The sequence below is a fragment of the Pseudomonas reinekei genome, from assembly GCF_001945365.1.
GTDB lineage: Bacteria > Pseudomonadota > Gammaproteobacteria > Pseudomonadales > Pseudomonadaceae > Aquipseudomonas > Aquipseudomonas reinekei.
In genome coordinates this window covers 54,686-76,396 of the sequence record NZ_MSTQ01000021.1, presented here as the reverse complement: position 1 = coordinate 76,396, position 21,711 = coordinate 54,686, and the positions used below count along the sequence as shown (strand labels likewise).

General features: G+C 60.3%; 23 protein-coding genes. 10 read left to right on the top strand and 13 right to left on the bottom strand.

Annotated elements, in window-relative coordinates:
• Positions 1 to 45 precede the first annotated feature (45 nt).
• On the top strand, positions 46 to 1,107 hold the full coding sequence (locus BVK86_RS25035) for an AraC family transcriptional regulator (RefSeq protein WP_208609347.1): 1,062 nt from the start codon (positions 46 to 48) through the stop codon (positions 1,105 to 1,107).
• Here the strand turns inward: BVK86_RS25035 and BVK86_RS25030 are convergent.
• Positions 1,064 to 2,518: a TrkH family potassium uptake protein gene (locus tag BVK86_RS25030; protein ID WP_075948930.1), complete on the bottom strand. Its 1,455-nt coding sequence runs from the start codon at positions 2,516 to 2,518 to the stop codon at positions 1,064 to 1,066. The two genes, BVK86_RS25035 and BVK86_RS25030, sit on opposite strands and share 44 nt — an antisense overlap.
• 120 nt (positions 2,519 to 2,638) lie before the next feature.
• Between BVK86_RS25030 and BVK86_RS25025 the strand changes: the two genes are divergently transcribed.
• Entirely contained in the window at positions 2,639 to 3,202 is a 564-nt protein-coding gene (locus BVK86_RS25025; protein WP_075948929.1) for an NAD(P)H nitroreductase, read from the top strand.
• On the opposite strand, the gene BVK86_RS25020 is transcribed toward BVK86_RS25025, so the two are convergent.
• From BVK86_RS25020 to BVK86_RS24995, 6 genes are all read right to left on the bottom strand, one after another.
• Positions 3,199 to 4,536, bottom strand: coding sequence for a sensor histidine kinase (locus BVK86_RS25020; RefSeq protein WP_075948928.1), 1,338 nt, complete (start codon positions 4,534 to 4,536; stop codon positions 3,199 to 3,201). The two genes, BVK86_RS25025 and BVK86_RS25020, sit on opposite strands and share 4 nt — an antisense overlap.
• A gap of 174 nt (positions 4,537 to 4,710) precedes the next feature.
• Positions 4,711 to 5,160 carry a Spy/CpxP family protein refolding chaperone gene (locus BVK86_RS25015; RefSeq protein WP_075948927.1) on the bottom strand — a complete coding sequence of 150 codons (450 nt, stop codon included), beginning with the start codon at positions 5,158 to 5,160 and terminating at the stop codon, positions 4,711 to 4,713.
• Positions 5,161 to 5,301: 141 nt separating this feature from the next.
• On the bottom strand, positions 5,302 to 5,979 hold the full coding sequence (locus BVK86_RS25010) for a response regulator transcription factor (RefSeq protein ID WP_056853056.1): 678 nt from the start codon (positions 5,977 to 5,979) through the stop codon (positions 5,302 to 5,304).
• Between the two features lie 7 nt (positions 5,980 to 5,986).
• Positions 5,987 to 6,400 (bottom strand): SH3 domain-containing protein, encoded by a 414-nt coding sequence (locus tag BVK86_RS25005; RefSeq protein ID WP_075948926.1) that lies wholly within the window; start codon positions 6,398 to 6,400, stop codon positions 5,987 to 5,989.
• Between the two features lie 109 nt (positions 6,401 to 6,509).
• On the bottom strand, positions 6,510 to 6,809 hold the full coding sequence (locus tag BVK86_RS25000; protein ID WP_008021382.1) for a YciI family protein: 300 nt from the start codon (positions 6,807 to 6,809) through the stop codon (positions 6,510 to 6,512).
• Between the two features lies 1 nt (position 6,810).
• Positions 6,811 to 7,407, bottom strand: coding sequence for a septation protein A (locus BVK86_RS24995; RefSeq protein ID WP_075948925.1), 597 nt, complete (start codon positions 7,405 to 7,407; stop codon positions 6,811 to 6,813).
• An 87-nt stretch (positions 7,408 to 7,494) separates the two neighbouring features.
• Between BVK86_RS24995 and BVK86_RS24990 the strand changes: the two genes are divergently transcribed.
• From BVK86_RS24990 to arfB, 7 genes are all read left to right on the top strand, one after another.
• On the top strand, positions 7,495 to 8,358 hold the full coding sequence (locus BVK86_RS24990; protein WP_075948924.1) for a PHP domain-containing protein: 864 nt from the start codon (positions 7,495 to 7,497) through the stop codon (positions 8,356 to 8,358).
• 13 nt (positions 8,359 to 8,371) lie between these two features.
• Positions 8,372 to 9,001: an L-threonylcarbamoyladenylate synthase gene (locus BVK86_RS24985; protein ID WP_092267328.1), complete on the top strand. Its 630-nt coding sequence runs from the start codon at positions 8,372 to 8,374 to the stop codon at positions 8,999 to 9,001.
• Between the two features lie 120 nt (positions 9,002 to 9,121).
• Complete coding sequence (locus BVK86_RS24980; RefSeq protein ID WP_173668881.1) at positions 9,122 to 9,820, top strand: segregation and condensation protein A; 699 nt, start codon at positions 9,122 to 9,124, stop codon at positions 9,818 to 9,820.
• Positions 9,821 to 9,831: 11 nt separating this feature from the next.
• On the top strand, positions 9,832 to 10,821 hold the full coding sequence (scpB, locus tag BVK86_RS24975) for an SMC-Scp complex subunit ScpB (RefSeq protein ID WP_075948921.1): 990 nt from the start codon (positions 9,832 to 9,834) through the stop codon (positions 10,819 to 10,821).
• Between the two features lie 293 nt (positions 10,822 to 11,114).
• On the top strand, positions 11,115 to 12,332 hold the full coding sequence (rluB, locus tag BVK86_RS24970; RefSeq protein WP_075948920.1) for a 23S rRNA pseudouridine(2605) synthase RluB: 1,218 nt from the start codon (positions 11,115 to 11,117) through the stop codon (positions 12,330 to 12,332).
• Positions 12,333 to 13,170: 838 nt separating this feature from the next.
• A complete protein-coding gene (locus BVK86_RS24965) occupies positions 13,171 to 14,583 on the top strand; it encodes an amino acid permease (RefSeq protein ID WP_075948919.1) in 1,413 nt (470 codons plus the stop codon).
• A 204-nt stretch (positions 14,584 to 14,787) separates the two neighbouring features.
• A complete protein-coding gene (gene arfB, locus BVK86_RS24960; RefSeq protein WP_075948918.1) occupies positions 14,788 to 15,201 on the top strand; it encodes an alternative ribosome rescue aminoacyl-tRNA hydrolase ArfB in 414 nt (137 codons plus the stop codon).
• On the opposite strand, the gene BVK86_RS24955 is transcribed toward arfB, so the two are convergent.
• From BVK86_RS24955 to phhA, 6 genes are all read right to left on the bottom strand, one after another.
• Positions 15,198 to 16,397: an MFS transporter gene (locus BVK86_RS24955; RefSeq protein WP_075948917.1), complete on the bottom strand. Its 1,200-nt coding sequence runs from the start codon at positions 16,395 to 16,397 to the stop codon at positions 15,198 to 15,200. The two genes, arfB and BVK86_RS24955, sit on opposite strands and share 4 nt — an antisense overlap.
• Before the next feature lie 99 nt (positions 16,398 to 16,496).
• On the bottom strand, positions 16,497 to 16,682 hold the full coding sequence (locus BVK86_RS24950) for a hypothetical protein (RefSeq protein WP_075948916.1): 186 nt from the start codon (positions 16,680 to 16,682) through the stop codon (positions 16,497 to 16,499).
• 71 nt (positions 16,683 to 16,753) lie between these two features.
• On the bottom strand, positions 16,754 to 16,885 hold the full coding sequence (locus BVK86_RS30350; protein ID WP_269458084.1) for a hypothetical protein: 132 nt from the start codon (positions 16,883 to 16,885) through the stop codon (positions 16,754 to 16,756).
• Between the two features lie 272 nt (positions 16,886 to 17,157).
• The gene (locus BVK86_RS24945) at positions 17,158 to 18,351 is read right to left on the bottom strand and encodes an amino acid aminotransferase (protein ID WP_075948915.1); all 1,194 of its coding nucleotides are present in this window, start codon (positions 18,349 to 18,351) and stop codon (positions 17,158 to 17,160) included.
• Positions 18,351 to 18,707, bottom strand: coding sequence for a 4a-hydroxytetrahydrobiopterin dehydratase (locus tag BVK86_RS24940; protein WP_075948914.1), 357 nt, complete (start codon positions 18,705 to 18,707; stop codon positions 18,351 to 18,353). Before BVK86_RS24940 ends, BVK86_RS24945 begins: the two co-directional genes overlap by 1 nt.
• Positions 18,708 to 18,811: 104 nt before the next feature.
• A complete protein-coding gene (gene phhA, locus BVK86_RS24935) occupies positions 18,812 to 19,603 on the bottom strand; it encodes a phenylalanine 4-monooxygenase (RefSeq protein WP_075948913.1) in 792 nt (263 codons plus the stop codon).
• 368 nt (positions 19,604 to 19,971) lie between these two features.
• Between phhA and BVK86_RS24930 the strand changes: the two genes are divergently transcribed.
• Positions 19,972 to 21,531 carry a sigma-54-dependent transcriptional regulator gene (locus BVK86_RS24930; protein ID WP_075948912.1) on the top strand — a complete coding sequence of 520 codons (1,560 nt, stop codon included), beginning with the start codon at positions 19,972 to 19,974 and terminating at the stop codon, positions 21,529 to 21,531.
• The last annotated feature ends 180 nt before the right edge of the window (positions 21,532 to 21,711 follow it).

The following is a 21,711-nucleotide window of genomic DNA, read 5'->3' as shown; positions in this document are numbered from 1 at the left end:
TTCGGAAATGGGCTGTAGCACGCGGCCATCATGTAAGACACCGACATGAGCGAAAGAACGACTTCTGCAAGCTGGGCGATGGGGATTGTCAAAGCACTGGAAATGGACGGCCTGGATTGCCAGATACTGTTCAAGCAGCTGGGGCTCGACTATGCAGCACTGGATGATCCGGATGCGCGCTTCCCGCAAGATTCCATGACACGACTCTGGCAACGTGCGGTTGAGCTGTCCGGCAACCCGGCGATTGGCTTGAACATGGGCAAGGTGGTGCGGCCTGCGCAGTTTCATGTGACTGGCTACGCCTTGATGTCCAGCCAGACCCTGGCCGAAGGTTTCAAGCGCCTAGTCCGTTACCAGCGGATCATTGCTGAAAGCGCCGACCTCAGTTTTCGCCTGCTGGACGAGGGGTATGCGCTGATCCTGACGGTGCATGGCGATCATTTACCGCCGACCCGTCAAAGCGCCGAAGCCTCGCTGGCCTGCGCCCTGGCGCTGTGCGGCTGGCTGACCGGACGCACGCTGCACCCGCGCAAGGTGCTGGTGCAGGGCGATCAACCGGCCAATCTCGAACCCTACAAACAAGCCTTCCATGCGCCGCTGGTATTCAACGCACCTTACGATGCGCTGATCTTCGAACGCGCTGACATGGAAGCGCCGCTGCCGACGGCCAACGAAGCCATGGCGCTGTTGCATGACCGGTTTGCCGGTGAATACCTGGCGCGGTTTTCCGAGAGTCGGGTCACCCACAAGGCGCGGCAGGTGTTGTGCCGTTTGCTGCCCCAGGGCGAACCCAAGCGTGATGCCGTGGCGCAAACGCTGCACCTGTCACAACGCACGCTGCAGCGACGCTTGCAGGAAGAGGGCACGAGTTTTCAGACGTTGCTCGACGACACCCGGCGCGAACTGGCCGAACAGTATCTGGCGCAACCCACCATGACCTTGCTGGAAATCGCCTACCTGCTGGGCTTCGCCGACCCGAGCAATTTCTTCCGCGCTTTCCGTCGCTGGTTCGACGCCACGCCCGGCGAATACCGGGCGCGGCTGCTGCAAACGCCAGCGGTGGTCAATGGCGCCAGAACGCCGGAATACACAACACAAACACCGTAATGATCTCGAGTCGACCAAGGAGCATGCCGAACGAGAGAATCCACTTGGCAGCGTCCGGCAAGGTGGCAAAGTTGCCAGCCGGGCCGATGGTCTCGCCCAGGCCCGGGCCAACGCCCGACACGGTACTGGCGGCGCCGGTCAGGGCGGTCATCCAGTCCACGCCCAGCAGCGACAGCAGCAGCGCGATCACGCAGATGGTAATGGCGAAGAAGAACGAGAAGGTCAGGATCGAACGGACGATTTCTTCGTCGAGCCGGTGACCGTTGTACTTCTGCTTGATCACCGCGCGCGGGTGAATCAGTTGATTAAGGTTGGCCTTGAGCAGGATGTAGGCCACCTGAAAACGGAAAATCTTGATTCCGCCGGCGGTCGAGCCGGAGCAGCCACCCACGAATCCCAGATAGAAGAACAGCATCAGCGAGAAATTGCCCCACAGGCTGTAGTCCCCCAGTGCGAAGCCGGTGGTGGTCACTACCGATGTCACGTTCAGCGCCACATGCCGCAACGCATCCAGCCAGTGCAGCTGGGTGGTCCACCAATACCAGGTGCCGAGCACCAGCCAGGTCACCAGCAACATGCCGAGCAAGCCTTGCACCTGCTGATCCTTGATCAGCGCCCGGCGGTTACCGCGCAGGGTCGCCACGTACAGGGTGAACGGCAAGCTGCCGAGAATCATGATGACGACCGCCACCCAGTGCACTGCCGGTTGCGTCCACTTGGCCAGGGATTGGTCCGAAGTGGAAAAACCGCCGGTGGAGATCGCTGACATCGCATGGTTGATCGCATCGAACGGGCTCATCCCGGCCCACCAGAACGCCAGGCTGCCGAGTATGGTAATACCGACATAGGCTGCCACGATCAGGCGCGCCACCATGTGCGAGCGAGGCATGACTTTCTCGGAACGGTCCGACGATTCGGTCTGAAACAGACGCATGCCACCGATACGCAATAGCGGCAGAATCGCGACCGCCATGCCGATAAACCCGATGCCGCCGATCCAGTGCAGCAATGAACGCCACATCAGGATGCCGGGGGACATGGTGTCCAGGTGATTAAGCACCGTCGAACCGGTGGCGGTGATGCCGGACATGCTTTCGAAGAACGAGTCGGTGTAGCTGATGTGCTGGGTCAGCAGGAATGGCAGCGCGGCGAAGATACAGACCACCAGCCAGCTGCTGACGGTCAGCAGGTACATGTCCCGTGGCCGCAGGTGTACGTGTTCGGGGCGCCCGGGGATGACCAGGGCGAGGCCGGCGACAAAGGTGATCATGCTGGCCCAGAGGAAGGACGGCAGGTCGCCGGTGCGCTCGAAGATCACCAGCGTGGCCATGGGCACGACCATGGCGATGGCCAGGGTGATCAGGAAGATGCCGATGATGAAACCAATGAGACGTAAGGTCGGCAACGCCATGAAGTCCGCTCGGGCTGAATTAGGAAGGGCGCCATTCTACCTGCGAGGCAGGGCATGTAAACCGCACTGCCAGAGTAGTTACCGCTAGAATAGCTGCACAATTTTTTCTGGAGGTGGCCGATGCAGGCTCTCGACGCTTTGCTCAACCGTGTTTCCGTTCCACGACTGCTTGATCCCGCACCCACTGCCGAGCAGCGCGAAGTGTTGTTTGGCGCGGCCATGCGCGCACCGGACCATGGTCACTTGCAACCTTGGCGGTTCCTCACGGTAGAAGGCGCGGCGCGCGAGCAAATGGGCGAGTTGCTGGCAGAAGCCGCGAAGCTGCAGGACGGCGAAGTCACTGAGGCTGCCATCGACAAGGCGCGTAACGGCCCGTTGCGCGCACCCTTGGTGGTTGTGGTGATCGCTCGCGTGCAGGATCACGTCAAGTACCCGAAGTCCGAGCAATTGCTGGCGGCGGGGTGTGCGGCCCACGGGATTTTGCTGGCGGCTTTTGCCCAAGGCATCGGCGCCGTTTGGCGCACCGGCGACCTGGCGTACTCGCCGCATGTGGCCAAGGGCCTGGGGCTGGCGGAAGGCGAAGAGGTGATTGCCTTCCTGTACCTGGGCACACCGCAGAAAGAACCGCGGGTGGCGGAGAAGGTGAATCTGGCCGAGTTCGTCAGCGCCTGGCCAGCCGCCTAAGCGGCGACTCCCGGCACCAACGGAAATTCCAGGCTGGCAATAAACCCGCCCTCCGGGTGATTGGCCAGTACCAGGCTCCCGCCATGGCGTTCCGCTGCACGTCGCGCAATGGCCAGGCCCAGGCCATGGCCGGCGGCTGTCTGGCCGGGGGCACGATAGAACGGTTCACCGAGCTGATTCAAATGCTCGGCGTTTACCCCCGGCCCGTGATCGCGCACGGTCACGACAATTTTCTCGCCGTTGCGCAGCGCCTGTATTTCAATCGGCAGCCCCCCAGGCGGATTGAAGCGCTGGGCATTGCGCAGCAGGTTGTCCACGGCGCGCTCGATCATGGTCGGCCAGCCCTTGAGGTTCAATTGCGGTTCAGCGTCCAGCTGTACGAACTGGTCGGGCACACCCAGTTGAGCATCCTTTTGCAGGGTATGGAGCAGCGCATTGAGATCCACCTCTTCAGCGCTGGCGTTATCGGCATCGACGCGCGCCAACACCAGAATCTCGCTGATCAATGCTTCGAGCCGGTCGCATTCACGGGTCAGGCGCGGCCAGAGCTTTTCCCTTTCTTCAGGCGTCGCCCTTTCGGCCAATGCCAGCGCAATGCGCAGACGGGCGAGGGGCGAGCGCAGTTCGTGGGACACGTCACGCAGCAACTGCCGCTGACTGCCGATCAGGCTTTGCAGGCGGGCGCCCATGCGGTTGAAGTCATTGGCCAGCACGCCGAATTCATCGCGGCGGTTGGCCAGTTTGACCAGGCTGTTCTGTTGATAGGTGGTTTGTCCCAAGTCATGCACTGCGCCGCGTAAACGACTGAGCGGGCGGGTGATGGAAAAGGTCACCAGCAGGCTGAACAGCGTCAGCACCACCAGCGCAATGCCCAATGCACTCAAGGGCCAGAGCAGGCTTTCGCGGTGCCAGGCATCGAGTTCAGGATGGGGGATGCGGTAGATCAGCAGATAGGTGTCGCCGGTTTTTCCGCTGGTGTATTCGTCGGTCAGACGACGCCACGGCAGGCGGCGGTCATCGTTGTTCTGGCGTGCTTCGAAGGCTGCCGCACGGCGCGGGAATGTGCCTCGCACCACCGGGTCGCCACTTTCGTTGAGCACCTGGACGTCGATGTGATACTGGCGTTTGCGTTCTTGCAGAAGCTCCTGGGCCGCATCTTCGCCTTGGGCTTCGTAGGTTTGAGTCCATTGTTCGGCCAGGGTATTGAGGCCCGGGTGGCGGCTCAGGATCCACGCATCCTGGTTGAGCATGTGCCCGAGCAGAATGGAAAGCCCTGCCACCAGAGCGATGGCCAGCCAGAAGCTGGCCAGAATCCGCCAGAACAATGAGCGCACAGAAAATCCTCGAACTGACACAAACCGGTGTGGGAGCGAGTCTGCTCGCGAAAGCGTCGGCACATTCAATATCAACGTGACTGAACGAACGCTATCGCGAGCAAGCTCGCTCCCACAGTAGATCAAAAACATCAGACCCAACGGTGTTCAGCCGTTGGGTCTGGCGTTAACGCATTATTGCGCTTTTTGCGGCTGTTGCGCTTTCCAGGCCTTGAATTCAGCCCATTCGGCGCGACGCTCAGCCTTCTTTTTCTGGATCTCGTCGAATTGCTTCTGTTGATCCGGTTTCAGCAAGGCGCGTACATCCGCCTCGGCTTTTTTGTGGTTCGCGGCCATTTCGTCTTTCATGGCTTTCTGGTCGGCTGGCGAGAGTTTTTCCAGGTACTTGTCGACCACTTGCTTACGCTCGTGCATCTGCTCGCCCATGATCTTGCGGATCTGCTCGCGCTGTTCGCGGCTCAGGTCCAGCTCGCTGTACGGGCCTTTACCGTGCATGCCGTGCATCTGACCGCCGTGGCGCGGGCCGTCCATCGGGCCACCCAACGGGCCGGCGCCTTCAGGCATGGCCATGGCTACGGTCGGCAGAGCGGCAGCGAACATCAGAGCGATAAGAGTCTTGCGCATGGTGAATCTCCTTGTCTCATTCCCGGTACGTTCCGGATGAGTACAGATTACGGAGATCAAGGTCAGCGGCGGTCAGCGGTAGGTAAAGCTTGAGTAAAGAAGATTTCATCAGTGGCTGACATAACCCCGGCTTTTTTCGGTTCAGAGGCTGTAGTAATAGCCGCGGCTACGCAGGGCCACAATGCGCGGACGGCCATCGGGGTGTGGGCCGATCTTCTTGCGCAGGTTGCTGACGTGCATGTCCAGGCTGCGGTCATACAGGGTCAGTTTGCGGCCGAGAGCGATTTGCGCGAGTTCCTGTTTGTCCAGTGGTTCGCCGGGTTGCTTGAGCAGGGCTTCGAGCAGACGGCTTTCGGACACCGTCAGGGTCAGTTCTTTTTCATCGATGCTGACCACGCCGCGCACCGGGCTGAAACACAGATCGCCCAATTCGAGCTGGCTGGACACCGCCGCCGGATGACTGCGACGCAACACGGCGCGCAGGCGGGCAGTCAGTTCCCGTGGGTCGCACGGTTTGGCCAGGTAATCGTCGGCGCCCAGTTCCAGGCCGAGGATACGGTCCAGCGGTTCGCCACGGGCCGAGAGCATCAGCACGGGTAAATCCGGGTGATCGCTGCGTAACTGCTTGAGCAGTTCCAGGCCACTGCCGTCCGGCAGCATCACATCCAGCACCACGGCCGCCGGCGAGGTTTCGGCCAGCGCGCGACGGGCGCTCTGGCCATCGTGACAGGCGCGGACCTGAAAGCCTTCCTGACTCAGCCAACTGCTCAGCAGCTCACACAGCTCCTGATCATCATCAATTAGTAACAGCTCGCTCATGACTCACTCAATTTAGCCATTGTCGACGTTTTCGACTTGCACCACTGGCGAAGATACCGCAGAGCAGGGCCAATAGCGCTACCCCGGCGCCGATAACGAACCACTGCTGCTGATCGGTGAGCAACCGCGGCAACACGCTGCCGGCCTGGGCTTCCTTGAGTTGCAGCTTCAGACGCTGGTTCTCCTGGCGCAACCGGGCCAGCTGGGCGCTTTCGCGTTCGCCATCGGCATTCTGCAATTGTTTGCTCAGTTCTTCCCGTTGCCGTTCACTTTCTTTCAAACGCTGCTGCAACTCGTTGATCTGGCTGCCGGCGCTCAGGGACAAAGGCGTCGAACTGCCGCCCTCGGCGCTTTCTTCACCGTGGGCGGGGGCCATGATCGACAACGTGACCAATAACAGACACAACGGACCTTTGCGCATCGCGACTCCTGATTCCAATACGAGTATTGGGAAGTTGTCGGCCGGCAAAGGAGAATAATGAGCGATTGAGAACGCGATGAACCGATGAGGTTCACCGCGGGGGAGGGCGTTACGGCAGGACTTGTTTGAACGGTTTGACCAGAACGTTGGCGTAGACGCCTGCGGCGATGTACGGATCGGCGTCGGCCCAGGCCTGTGCGGCGCTCAGGGAATCGAACTCGGCGACGATCAGGCTGCCGGTGAAACCTGCTGCGCCCGGATCATTGCTGTCGACAGCCGGATGCGGACCGGCCAGAACGATGCGGCCTTCACCCTTGAGCGCTTGCAGACGCTCAAGGTGCGCAGGCCGTGCGGCCAGGCGGGCTTCCAGGGAGTTGGCGACGTCTGTGGCAATGATTGCGTAAAGCATGTCAGTCCTCGGTTTTTGGCGATGTGGTATCGGCGTCGTGCAGATGACGGGACAGGTAGATGCCCTGGCCAATCAGGAACAGCAAGGTCATGCCCAGGCTGCCGAAGACCTTGAAGTCGACCCAGTAGCTCTGGAAGGTGAACGCGACGAACAGGTTGGCGGCACCGCAAAACAGGAAAAACACGATCCAGGCGATGTTCAGGCGTGTCCAGACCGGGTCCGGCAATGTCAGGGCATGGCCCATGATGCGCTTGATCAGCAGGCGATCACCGATGAAGTGGCTGCCGATGAAACCCAGGGCGAACAGCCAGTTGACCACTGGCGCCTTCCACTTGAGGAAGGTTTCGCTGTGGAAGGCCAGGGTCAGGCTGCCGAAGACCAGGCAGGCGACGAGGGTCAGCCACTGGCTCTTCTCCAGCTTGCGCTGCTTGATGAACAGTGCGCCGTAGACCACCAGCGAACTGATGATCAGCATCGCGGTGGCGCTGTAAATACCGCCTACAGTTACCTCGTGGCCGGCGATGTCGACGACCCGTGGATCTATTTTGAAAACGATGAAAAACAGCAGGAGCGGGATGAAATCGATGAATTGTTTCACAGTGGCAGCCAGAAGCAGGATGTGGCGGCATAATAACAAACATATGGGCGCGCGATAGCGCCAGCTGATTTGAGGTTACAAAGCCCTGTGAATGTTGATTTGCACTGCCATAGCACGGCCTCCGATGGCGCCCTCGCGCCTGCGGTACTGGTTGCGCGTGCGTTCGAGAAAGGCGTGCGAGTCCTGGCCTTGACCGATCACGACACCCTCGAAGGCATCGCCGAGGCCCGGGAAGCGGCGAATGCGCTGGGGATGCAACTGGTCAACGGCGTCGAATTGTCCTGCACCTGGGGCGGCGCGACCATTCATGTGCTGGGCTATGGTTTCGATGTCAATGCCGCACCGTTGGTCGAAGCGATTGCCAGATTGCACGATGGCCGCTGGCTGCGGTCCGAAGAAATAAGCCGCAAGCTGGCGCTCAAAGGCATGCCCGGCGCGCTGGAAGGCGCCCGGGAAATCCAGCAGGAGCTGGGCGACAGTGGCAATGCACCGGCCCGGCCGCACTTTGCCGACTGGATGGTACGCGAAGGGCTTGTAAAGGATCGTGCCGAAGCGTTCCGCAAATGGCTGGGCGCCGGCAAGCTAGGGGACGTCAAGCAACACTGGCCGACCCTGGAAGAAACCGTCGAAACCCTGCGCGCGGCCAAGGCCTGGGTCAGTCTGGCCCACCCCTGGCATTACGAGTTCACTCGCAGCAAGCGTCGTCGCCTGATTGCCGACTATATTCAAGCAGGCGGCCACGCGATCGAAGTGGTCAATGGTTACCAGCCCGCCGACCAAGTGGGCAGCCTGGCCATTCTTGCCCGCGAGTTCGGTCTGCTGGTCAGCGCCGGCAGCGATTTCCATGGCCCAGGCGGGTGGTCGGAAATCGGTGAGTACCGCCCGCTTCCGGAGGATCTGCCACCCCTGTGGTGTCGATTCAAACATGACCCAGTTATTGCCGCCGTCTGAACAGGTAGAAAATGTGAGTCAATTTTTCCAGATTCATCCGGAAAACCCGCAAGCGCGCCTGATTAAGCAGGCTGTCGAGATCATTCGTAGCGGCGGGGTGGTGATTTATCCCACGGACTCCTCCTATGCAATCGGTTGCCAGATCGGTGACAAGGTCGCCGTGGAACGCGTGCGCCGTTTGCGTGGGCTGGACGACAAACACAACTTCGCGTTGATCTGCAGCGACCTGTCGCAATTGGGCCTGTTCGCCAAGATCGACACCGGCACCTTCCGTATTCTCAAGGCTCACCTGCCAGGGCCTTACACCTTCATTCTCAACGCCACGCGTGAAGTGCCGCGGCTATTGCTGCACCCGAAAAAACGCACCATCGGCCTGCGGGTGCCCAGCCATCCGATCGCGTTGGCCTTGCTGGATCAACTCGGCGAACCGTTGATGAGCGTGAGCCTGATCATGCCCGGCGAGACTGACCCGATGTCTGATCCTTACGAAATGCGCCAATTGCTCGAGCACCAGGTCGACCTGATCATCGACGGCGGTTTCGGCGGGATCAAGGCGTCCACGGTGATCAACCTCGCCGACGGCGAACCGGAGGTGATCCGCGTCGGTTGCGGCGATCCAACGCCGTTCATGGCCGAGGCGTAGATGTCCGCAGTAGAACCCGTCGACAGTCAGGCCGGAGCCCAGCAAGAGCTGCCCTTCGCCATGGTCTATGGCCAGGCGGTCATGGAAATGCCGCTGGACCTTTACATCCCGCCGGATGCGCTGGAAGTCTTTCTCGAGGCGTTCGAAGGCCCGCTCGACCTGTTGCTGTACCTGATCCGCAAACAGAACATCAACATCCTCGACATCCCGGTGGCGGAAATCACCCGCCAGTACATGGGTTATGTCGAGCTGATGCAGTCGGTGCGCCTGGAACTGGCCGCGGAATACCTGGTGATGGCCGCGATGCTGGCCGAGATCAAGTCGCGGATGTTGCTGCCGCGGGCCGAAACCGTCGAAGAAGAGGAAGACGACCCGCGTGCCGAACTGATCCGCCGCTTGCAGGAGTACGAGCGTTTCAAGGCCGCCGCCGAAGGCATCGACGGCCTGAGCCGCGTCGGTCGCGATGTGCTGGTGCCCAAACTCGACGCCCCGGAGGCGCGGGCGCGCAAGCTGTTGCCGGACGTGCGTTTGTCCGAGTTGTTGATGTCCATGGCCGAGGTGTTGCGCCGAGGCGACATGTTTGAAAGCCATCAGGTCAGCCGCGAAGCGCTATCGACCCGCGAACGCATGAGCGATGTGCTGGAGCGGCTCAAGGGCGGCGGTTTCGTGCCGTTTGTCGAGCTGTTCACCGCTGAAGAAGGGCGCCTGGGGGTTGTCGTGACGTTCATGGCCATCCTCGAACTGGTGAAGGAATCCTTGGTCGAGTTGGTGCAGAATGAGCCGTTCGCCGCGATCCATGTGCGAGCCCGAGCCGAATAACGAGTTTAATCATGAACCTGAGTGAACCCCGCGAGCTGGCGCCATTGCTTGAAGCCTTTCTGTTGGCCTCGGGAAAGCCGCAATCCCTGGAACGTCTGTTCGAACTCTTCGAAGAAGGCGAGCGGCCGGAACCGGCGGTTTTCAAGAAGGCCCTGACCATTCTGGGTAAATCCTGCGACGGCCGTGCGTACGAGCTCAAAGAAGTGGCTTCCGGCTATCGCCTGCAAATACGCGAGAAGTTCTCGCCGTGGGTCGGCCGACTGTGGGAAGAGCGGCCGCAGCGATATTCGCGGGCCATGCTCGAAACCATCGCGCTGATCGCCTATCGGCAGCCGATCACCCGGGGCGAAATTGAGGATGTGCGGGGCGTGGCGGTCAACAGCCAGATCGTCAAGACGTTGATGGAGCGCGAATGGATTCGCATCGTCGGCTACCGCGACGTGCCGGGCAAACCGGCGATGTTCGCCACCACCAAGGCGTTTCTCGATCACTTCAACCTGAAAAACCTCGACGACCTGCCACCGCTGGCGGAACTGCGCGAGCTGGAACCTGATCCGGTGCTCGATTTCGATGACGCGCCTGTGCCGGCATCGTTGCAAGAATTGGCGGACGCCAGCGCCGAACCGGAAGAACCGAAGGAAGAAACCAGTTTCCACACGCTGTTGCTGGAGCTGGACAGCATGGAAGAGGGGATAAAGACCGACTTCGACGATTTGCTGCGCGATGGGCTGGAGTTCCAGCCGGATCCGGAGCTGGGTGATGCGCAGCCGGAATCCGGGGTCGAGCAAATCGAGTCAGAACCGGAAGCCGAAGCAGAGCCAGAACCAGAACCAGAGCAGGAAAGCGACATCCTCGGCGTTGCCGAAGCCCGTGAAAAACTCCTGGCCGCCGTTGCTGCCCTGGAGCAGCCGAAACCGGAGCCGGCGTTGTCCGACGAAGAGGCCGAAGCCCTGGCCCTGGCCGAAGCCATCGAAGCCGAACGCCGCGCATTCGAAGACTGACCCGATGCCTGCTGGCAATGGAGATTCTCCGGTGAGAGCGAGGCTGCTCGCGATGACGGCGGCACATTCAATATCTTTGTGGCAGTCACACCGCTATCGCGAGCAGGCTCGCCCCCACAGGGTGCTGTATTTATGGAAAACATCGCACCACCGGTCGGCGGAAAAACCCGTAAGTCCCGATTGTTCAGCTAGTCTCTGATGCGCAAACGCCCGCATGCGCGTATGATTCGCGACCCTTCGGCGATCCCTTCGCCCGAGTACCCCGTTTTCAGAACACACCGGGAGGTGCCCAGATGAGTATCAAAGACCAGAAAGACGACCAGGAAATCGGCCCGGCAGGCGAAAAACTGCAGAAAGTCCTCGCCCGTATCGGCGTCGGCTCGCGCCGTGATGTGGAAGCCTGGATCAGCCACGGCCGCATCAAGGTCAACGGCAAAGACGCCACCCTTGGCCAGCGCGTCGACATGCACGATGCCATCACCATCGATGGCAAGGTGATCAAGCGCGAAGAGGCTGCCGAGTCGGTCCGCCGCGTGATCATGTACAACAAGCCCGATGGCGAGATCTGCACCCGTGTCGACCCGGAAGGTCGCCCGACCGTGTTCGACAAGATGCCAAAGCCGAAAGAAGGCCGCTGGATCAACATCGGTCGCCTCGACATCAACACCACCGGTTTGCTGATGTTCACCACCGACGGTGAGCTGGCCAACCGCCTGATGCACCCTTCCTACGAAATGGACCGTGAATACGCGGTACGCGTGCGTGGCGAAGTCGATGACGAGATGATCGAGCGCCTGAAGGCTGGCGTTGTCCTCGAAGACGGCCCGGCCAAATTCACCGACATCAAACAGGCACCCGGTGGAGAAGGTTTCAACCACTGGTATCACTGCGTGGTGATGGAAGGTCGCAACCGTGAAGTGCGTCGCCTGTGGGAATCCCAGGGCCTGGTGGTCAGCCGTCTGAAACGCGTGCGTTTCGGTCCGGTGTTCCTCAACTCCGACCTGCCGATGGGCCGCTGGCGCGAAATGAGCCAGTACGAAGTCGACATTCTGAGTGCCGAAGTCGGCCTGACGCCGGTCGCGATGCCGCAGATGAACGCCAAGAGCAAAGACAAGCTTGACCGGATGCAGCGCAAATCGTCGCGGCCGATGGCCAAGACCGAGCGCGTACGTACTCTGCGTCCTGCTGCTGGCACCGCCGCACCGGCCGCGCCGCGCGCAAGCCGTGAGCCGCAGATCGAAGGCGAGCGTCCGGGTCGCAAGCCTGCTGCCCGTCAGGACGGTGAACGCGGACCGCGTACGCCGCGTCCGGCCACTGGTCGTACCGAGCGTGGCGAAGGACGTGGGACGCCGGTAGCGGATCGTCCAGCCGACACCAAGCGTCCGGCCAAGCCGGCGCCGAAGCGTCCGGGGATCAAGCTGGTCGACGGTGATACCCCGTCGGGCAAGCGCCGTGGTGCACCGGCCGGTTCGGGTCAGCGTCCGGGCTTTGGTCGTCGCAAGCCTGAGTAATCAGTAAGCGCTTGATAAAAAACGCCAACCTTCGGGTTGGCGTTTTTTTGTGCCTGATTTTAGCCCTGTGGTGTATTCGGGGGGCGCCTACGCGAGCAGGAGACCGGTTTGTTCCATAGAAATGCGATCCCTTGTGGGAGCGAGCCTGCTCGCGAAAGCGCCAGTCGCCACAACGAATTGTCCGAAGTGGAAAGACTGAATTACGCCTTGTAAAGAAAATCTTACGGAATTCGCAGATTAGTCCCGTGAAACCTCAGCTTCGCGGATGTCGTAAGAAAATTTTTACGCTCAACTCTCTCCGGAGCTTCTTCCACCTCTCTAACCCGCTTGTTTTCGCGCCCCATGCAAGGTGTTATGCGCGCCATGCCTGTCGTGCAGGTGCATAACAAAAAGGGAGGCGCAATGAACGCCGCAATCCGTTTCCAGTTCTCCGCCAGGGGTGTTTTTTCTGTCGCCCCCGCCAATGACCCGCAAGGGTCTGACCCTTTATTTGCAGCCGCCCGAGTCGCTCGGGGCGGACACAGGCAATCCCGGCAATAGACACGCTTGTCCAGCGGGTCTGGCGGCAGGGGGTTAGCGGTGTACAATGCGCGCGTTTTACCTGTGACCTCCTGCGCATCTGCGCAATTCTCAAGGCTATCCGCCTTGTTCACTCCGCCGCGTCACGAGCGTGTCGGGTTCGATTTCGTCACAGATAAAAACAAACAGGTGACGCATGACCGTTGTAAATACGCTGAACTCCTGGTGCCTGCGCTGGGGTTTGATCGGTGCCGCTTAACGCCTTTCTTGAGCAGCAACGTCTTCTGAACATCATCAAACCTTGCGTGAGACCCTTTTCATGAGTGGACAAAACTCGCACTCAGGCGAGCTGAAACGCGGCCTGAAAAATCGCCACATTCAACTGATCGCCCTCGGTGGCGCGATCGGTACCGGTTTGTTCCTCGGCTCGGCCGGGGTACTGAAATCCGCCGGCCCATCGATGATTCTCGGCTACGCCATTTGCGGCTTCATTGCCTTCATGATCATGCGCCAACTGGGCGAAATGATCGTCGAAGAGCCGGTGGCCGGTTCCTTCAGCCACTTCGCGCACAAATACTGGGGCGGTTTTGCCGGGTTCCTGTCTGGCTGGAACTGCTGGATCCTGTACATTCTGGTGGGCATGTCCGAGCTGACCGCGGTCGGCAAATACATCCACTATTGGGCGCCGGACATCCCGACCTGGGCCTCCGCAGCTGCCTTCTTCGTGCTGATCAATGCGATCAACCTGGCCAACGTCAAAGTGTTTGGCGAAGCCGAGTTCTGGTTTGCGATCATCAAGGTCGTGGCGATTGTCGGTATGATCGGTCTGGGCAGCTACCTGCTGGTCAGCGGTAACGGCGGCCCGCAAGCGGCGGTCAGCAATCTGTGGACCCACGGCGGCTTCTTCCCGAATGGCATCAGTGGTCTGGTGATGGCCATGGCGATCATCATGTTCTCTTTCGGTGGCCTGGAAATGCTCGGTTTCACCGCCGCCGAAGCGGATAAACCGAAAACCGTGATCCCCAAAGCGATCAACCAGGTGATCTACCGGATCCTGATTTTCTACATCGGTGCACTGGTCATCCTGCTGTCGTTGACGCCTTGGGACAGTCTGCTGACGACCCTGAACGCCTCCGGTGATTCCTACAGCGGCAGCCCGTTCGTGCAGGTGTTCTCGATGCTCGGCAGCAACACCGCCGCGCACATCCTCAACTTCGTGGTCCTGACCGCGGCGCTGTCGGTGTACAACAGTGGCACCTACTGCAACAGCCGCATGCTGCTGGGCATGGCTGAGCAGGGCGATGCGCCGAAAGCGCTGGCGAAGATCGACAAGCGCGGCGTGCCGGTACGTTCGATCCTGGCTTCGGCTGCGGTGACCCTGATCGCGGTTCTGCTGAACTACCTGATTCCGCACAGCGCGCTGGAACTGCTGATGTCGCTGGTGGTTGCGACCCTGGTAATCAACTGGGCGATGATCAGCTTCTCGCACTTCAAGTTCCGCCAGCACATGAACAAGACCAAACAAACGCCGCTGTTCAAGGCCCTGTGGTACCCGTACGGGAACTACGTCTGCCTGGCGTTCGTGGTGTTTATCCTTGGCGTCATGCTGTTGATTCCGGGGATTCAAGTCTCGGTGTACGCGATTCCGGTGTGGGTCGTGTTCATGTGGGTGTGCTACGGCATCAAGAACAAGCGCAGTGCACAGCGTGTAATGCAAACCGCTGTGGAGTAATTCCCCGCAAAAACAACAAACCCGGCCAAGTGCCGGGTTTGTTGTTTTCAAGGATCACACAAAATCCTGTGCGAGCCTGCTCGCGATAGCGGTGGATCAGCCAACTTGATGTTGTACGTGCCGACGCCATCGCGAGCAGGCTCGCTCCCACAGTGGGGTCGTCATTCGCGGTATCCTGCACCCTCTGAATACGGACGCTTTTCCATGCTGGTGATTTCCAACAATGTGCATCTGCCGGATGCCGAGATCGAGCTGTCCGCCATTCGTGCCCAGGGCGCTGGTGGGCAGAACGTCAACAAGGTGTCGAGCGCCGTGCACCTGCGTTTCGACATTGCGGCCTCGTCCTTGCCCGAGTTCTACAAGGAACGGCTGCTGGCGCTGCGCGACAGCCGCATCACCAGCGATGGCGTGCTGATCATCAAGGCCCAGCAATACCGGACCCAGGAGCAGAACCGCGTCGATGCCCTGGAGCGTTTGGTCGAGCTGATCCAGAGCGCCACCAAGGTCGAAAAGAAACGCCGCCCGACCAAGCCGACGCTTGGTTCAAAGACGCGGCGGCTCGAATCCAAAAGCAAGCGCGGCCATATCAAGGCCGGGCGCGGCAAGGTCGACTTCTAACGCGTGTCGCGGGTTTCACGCTGCCTCGGTGCCTGACGGTACAAGTACACGCTGAGCGCCAGGCCACTGAGTGCCGCCAGTGCGGCGAACAGGAAGATTGAAGCAAAGCCGAATCCGGCGGCAATCGCACCGGCCAGTGGTCCGGTGATCCCCAGCGACAGGTCGATGAACAGCGAATAAGCCCCCACCGCAGCGCCACGACTGGAGGCGGGTACGAGGTTGACCGCTTCCACCCCAAGCGCCGGGAACACCAGCGAGAAACCGAAACCGCTCAATGCCGCACCTGCCAGCGCCCAGTGCGCGTCCGGTGCCAGCCACAGCAGCAACAGGCCCAGGGTTTCCACCGACAAACAGGCAATCGCCACGCGAAAGCCGCCGAGGCGGTTGATCAGGTTGCCGAACAACAGGCGCGCGCCGATGAAGCTGGCGCCAAACAGGCTCAGGCACAGCACTGCGTTGTCCCAGTGCTGCGTGGCGTAATACAGGGTGATGAACGTGGCGATGGTGCCGAACCCGATGGAGCCCAAGGCCAGGCCACAGCCGTGGGGCAACACTCGGCCAAGCACATGCATGAAAGGCAAGCGCTCGCCGACAACGATCGGCGCGGCGGTTTTCCGCCAGGCCAGCAGCAGACCCAAAACGGCCAGCAGCACGATACTCGCGCCCATGCTCCACAAGCCCATTTTACTGACCAGCAAAACACCCAACGGCGCACCGATCGCCAGTGCGCCATAGCTGGCGATGCCGTTCCATGAGATGACCTTGGCGGTATTCGCCGCGCCCACCCGGCCGATGCCCCAGCCAATCGAACCGGACCCCACCAGGCTTTCGGCGCTGCCGAGGACCAGGCGGCCGATCAGCAGGCTGATCAGGCTGAGCATCGGCAAGCTTTGGGTCCAGGCTGAAATCAGCATGAACACACCACTCAAGCCACACCCGGCCAGGCCGTACATGACCGCCAGCTTGCTGCCTTTGTTGTCGATGATTTTCCCGGCATACGGACGGCTGAGCAGGGTGGCCAGGTATTGCACGCTGATTACCAGACCCGCGATCACAGCGCCAAAGCCCAGGTCGCTGTGGACATAACCGGGCAATACGGCCAAGGGAATGCCGATGTTCAGATAGCCGATAAAAGTGAAAAGGACGATGGATACAACTTGCAGCGTGACCGCCAGGGGGCGCTGGTTTTCAGACATGGGTAAAGGTCCACGGTAAAGCAGGATAGATAGGCTGCTTATGATAGCGGGGCTGGCTGTCGTGGGTTGTGTAAAAGTAAAACTAATTGCCGGGCGGTGTCACTCGGGCTTGGCAGGGGCTACCAGTTGCGTGGTGACCAGCGCGGCCAAGGCATTTTCTTCCGTGCCGAAGCGGGCTAGCAAAGCGGCTTGTTTCGCGGGAGGGAGGCGATTCCAGATCTCGATCATTTTCTCGGCGGTGCCGATCAGGACGCTGGCCTGGGCTTCGCTAAATTCATCGGTCATGGTCAAGGGCTCATCAGGCAGTGTGGAAAGCGCATGTTAGCGCTTTCCACACGGTCTGTACGGCGGGTGGTTCAGTCTTCGCTGTCAGCCTGGCAGCTGTCAGGTGCTTCTTTGGGCTCGGGCTGTTGTGCACCGGCTTGTTGCGTGGTCGTCTGCTCAGGTACGTGCAGGCTTGGGAAGGGGAGATTAGGAATCTCGTGCATGGTTGCGCTCCTCGCTAAGTCTGTTGATAGATCTGGTAGATCCGCGCTTTTAAAAAGCTTGGGCAGGATACAGCAGTAAAAATGACAAACAGACTTTTAAATCCATTTGTTTCGACAGACGGGGTTGTCTAGACATGACTGGGGGAGCGACCGAAAACAAATGTGGGAGCGTGCCTGCTCGCGAAAGCGGAGTGTCATTCAATGGTGAAGTTGACTGATAGATCGCATTCGCGAGCAGGCTCGCTCCCACAGGGGCTTGCCGTGCCTGAAGGTTACTTGCAGACGCTGGCGATTGCCTCGGCCAGCAAATCCAGACGCGTCGCATCAATCCCCGCCACGTTGGCCCGGCCCGAGCTGACCATGTACACGCTGTGATGATCGCGCAGGTTTTTCACTTGCTCCGGCGACAGGCCGGTATAGGAGAACATCCCGCGCTGCACGCCAATGTGGGCAAAGCGCTCGCGCAAACCGTGGGGTTCGAGCGCTTCCATCAAGCCGCTGCGCAGTTGGGCGATCCGCAGACGCATCGCTTCCACTTCGTCGGCCCACAGGCGTTTCAGTTCCGGGTCGCCGAGGATGGTTGCCACGACCGCGGCACCATGGTCCGGAGGCGTCGACCACAAGTTGCGGGCGATGTTGGCCAACTGGCTGCGGATATCGGTGAGCTTGTCGGCGGTTTTCGCGCAGACAATCAGCGCACCGGTGCGGTCGCGGTACAGGCCGAAGTTCTTCGAGCAGGAACTGGTGATCAGCACTTCCGGCAACTCGGCGGCGAACAATCGGGTCGACCAGGCATCCTGCTCCAGGCCATCGCCGAAGCCCTGGTAGGCGAAGTCGATCAGCGGCAGCAGTTCGCGTTTGCGCACAACCTCCAGCACACGGCGCCAATCGTCGTGGGACAGGTCGAAGCCGGTCGGGTTGTGGCAGCAGGCGTGCAGTAACACGACATCGCCCTTGGGCGCCTCGTTGAGCGCGGCGAGCATGCCGTCAATGTCGAGCCGGTTGTCACTGCCCACGTAGGGGTAGTGGCTGACCTTGACCTTGGCCGCCGCGAAAATCGTTTCGTGGATTGGCCAGGTTGGATTGCTCAACCACACGCCACGGCCGGGCAGGCACTGGGCAATGAAGTCGGCGCTCAGACGCAGCGCGCCAGTGCCGCCCGGGGTCTGGGTGGCGCCGGCGCGCTGTTGCGCGATCAGTGCCGAGTCGGCGCCAAGCACCAATGCGTTGATCGCTTTGCCAAATGCAGGTTCGCCGTGACCACCGATATAGGTCTTGGTGTTCTGACGCTCCACCAGACGCGCCTCGGCCAGTTTCACCGACTGCGGAATGGGCGTCAGGCCTTGGGCGTCTTTATAGACACCCACGCCAAGGTCGAACTTGCGCGGGTTCGGGTCCTGCGCATAGGCCTCCATCAGGCCCAGGATCGGGTCGCCGGGTACGCGGCCGATGGCATCGAAGTGCATTACTTGCGGCCCTCGGCGTCCTTGGCAACGATGTCAGTGCGGGCGGCCATGATGAAGTCGTTGCGGTGCAGGCCTTTGATCGAGTGGCTCCACCAAGTCACGGTGACTTTGCCCCACTCGGTCAGCAGGCCAGGGTGGTGACCTTCGGCCTCGGAGATTTCACCGACAGCGTTGGTGAACGCCAGGGCGTGCTTGAAGTTCTTGAACAGGAAAATCTTTTCCAGCTGCATGATGCCGTCGCGGACTTCGATGTTCCAATCCGGGATCTGCTTGATCAGGATCGGCAGTTCTGCGTCGCTGACTTGTGGAGCATCGGCGCGGCAGGCTTCGCAATGGGCTTGGGTAAGTGCGGTCATGATGTATTCCTGAAATCGAATGTTGGGAAATCGGCCGTCAGTAACACCACGCTAATGCAAAGCGTGGGTTTACGACAGGCTCACTTGATCTTAAAAGTCGCGGTTCACGCAGCTTTTGGTTTGGGCGGAAATTTCGGTGCGTGCAGACCCATCTGCATCGCTTGCTTGACCATGCCCATGATGTCTTCGTGGGCGAGATCGAACAGACGCTTGAGATTCGGCAGCGCGAAATACAGAGGTTGAAGGATGTCGATGCGGTATGGCGTGCGCATGCATTCCAGCGGATCGAACGGCTGATGCTCAGGCTCGTCCGACAGGCAGTAAACGGTTTCTTTCGGCGAGGACAGAATGCCGCCGCCGTAGATGCGCTGGCCTTGCGGGGTGTCGACCAGGCCGAACTCGATGGTCATCCAGTACAGACGCGCCAGGTACACGCGTTCTTCCTTCGACGCCTGCAGGCCAAGTTTGCCGTAGGTGTGGGTGAATTCAGCGAACCAAGGGTTGGTCAGCAGCGGACAGTGGCCGAAGATCTCGTGGAAAATGTCTGGCTCTTGCAGGTAATCCAGCTCTTCACGGGTACGGATGAAGGTGGCCACCGGAAACTGCTTGCTGGCGAGCAATTCAAAAAAGGTCTGGAAGGGGATCAGCGCCGGCACGCGGGCGACCTGCCAACCGGTGGTTTCACCGAGGACCTTGTTGATCTCGCCCAGTTGCGGAATGCGGTCGTGGGGCAGGCCGAGTTTTTCGATACCGTCCAGGTACTCCTGGCACGCACGCCCTTCGATCACTTTCAGTTGGCGAGTGATCAGCGTGTTCCACACCGCATGTTCCTCGGCGGGGTAGTCGATAAAACCTTGCGCATCGGGCTCGCGAGCCACGTATTGCGTCTGCTTCATGCTGCTCTCCTGCTAGGGGATTCGTTCTTGTTATGTGCTGCTATAGACCTAGGAATACCCCAAGGATTGCGTTCATGCAGCAGGTAGTTGGAGGTGTGCGCAGGAAAATTCGCTGATATTCGTAAAGTATTCGTTACGAATTGGCAGTCATCGCGTAGATGCTGAGATTTTCGGGTTTGAAAATCGCCGTGCCTGTCACATAATCTTGACGACTATCTGCGTGTCTCGACAGAAAAGTCGGGCTAAACCTGTGGGAGCCAGCCTGCTGGCGATAGCGGCGTGTCATTCAATATCAATATTGCCTGATGCGAGGCCATCGCCAGCAGGCTGGCTCCCACAGGTCAATCTTCGTTTATCAGGTCTTTCCTATGCGTATCAAAGTCCACTGCCAAAACCGCATCGGCATCCTTCGCGACATTCTCAACCTCTTGGTTGAGTACGGCATCAACGTCGCTCGCGGTGAAGTGGGCGGTGAGCATGGCAACGCCATCTACCTGCACTGCCCGAACCTGATCAATATTCAGTTCCAGGCGTTGCGGCCGAAATTCGAAGCCATTGGTGGGGTGTTTGGCGTCAAGCGTGTAGGGCTGATGCCCAGTGAGCGTCGGCACATGGAGCTCAATGCGTTGCTCGGCGCCCTGGAGTTTCCGGTGCTGTCGATCGACATGGGCGGCTCCATCGTGGCGGCCAACCGGGCGGCGGCGCAGTTGCTGGGTGTGCGGGTCGATGAAGTGCCGGGGATACCGTTGTCGCGCTACGCCGAGGATTTCGACTTGCCGGAACTGGTGCGCGCCAACAAATCGCGAATCAACGGGTTGCGGGTCAAGGTCAAGGGCGACGTGTTCCTGGCCGACATCGCGCCGCTGCAATCGGAGCATGACGACAGCGAAGCCATGGCCGGTGCCGTGCTGACGCTGCACCGCGCCGACCGGGTGGGTGAGCGCATCTATAACGTACGCAAGCAAGAGTTACGAGGTTTCGACAGCATCTTCCAAAGCTCGAAAGTGATGGCCGCGGTGGTGCGCGAAGCACGGCGGATGGCGCCACTGGATGCGCCGCTATTAATAGAAGGTGAAACCGGCACTGGCAAAGAACTGTTGGCGCGTGCCTGCCACTTGGCGAGTCCGCGCGGGCAGTCGCCGTTGATGGCGCTCAATTGCGCCGGCTTGCCGGAGTCCATGGCCGAGACGGAGTTGTTCGGTTACGGCCCCGGTGCCTTCGAGGGCGCGCGCGCCGAGGGCAAGCTCGGGCTGTTGGAGCTGACGGCGGGCGGTACGTTGTTTCTCGATGGCGTCGGGGAAATGAGCCCGCGCTTGCAGGTCAAATTGCTTCGTTTCCTGCAGGACGGGTGCTTCCGTCGTGTCGGCAGTGATGAAGAGGTGTATCTGGATGTTCGGGTGATCTGCGCGACCCAGGTCGACTTGTCCGAGTTGTGCGCGCGTGGCGAGTTTCGCCAGGACCTTTATCACCGCTTGAACGTGTTGTCGCTGCACATTCCACCGCTGCGCGAATGCCTCGACGGTTTGACCCCGTTGGTCGAGCACTTCCTCGATCAGGCCAGTCGGCAGATCGGTTGCCCGCTGCCGAAACTGGCGCCAGCGGCCATGGATCGCCTCAGTCATTACCATTGGCCGGGCAACGTCCGGCAGTTGGAGAACGTGCTGTTTCAGGCGGTTTCCCTGTGCGAGGGCGGGACGGTCAAGGCCGAACACATTCGTCTGCCGGACTATGGCGTGCGTCAGCCGCTTGGCGATTTCTCGTTGGAGGGCGGGCTCGACGAGATTGTCGGGCGCTTCGAAAAAGCGGTGCTGGAGCGTCTGTATTCCGAGCACCCGAGCAGTCGGCAACTGGGCAAGCGGCTGGGGGTTTCTCATACCACCATTGCCAATAAGCTGCGCGATTATGAGGTGGGCAAGGACAACACCTGACCCTGTGGCTTCAACAGGTCAAGCCTTGCCACTTACCGGCATAACACCGCCGGTTTTTCGTCTCTGATACAAACCCTTCATTTCCGCTCAATCCCCTCAAGTCCTTTGTTTGCCGGGCCGCGCGCCGTGCAAAACAAGTTGGTCTGCAAATTGCTTATGCCTCGTCAGTACAGCAGTGGG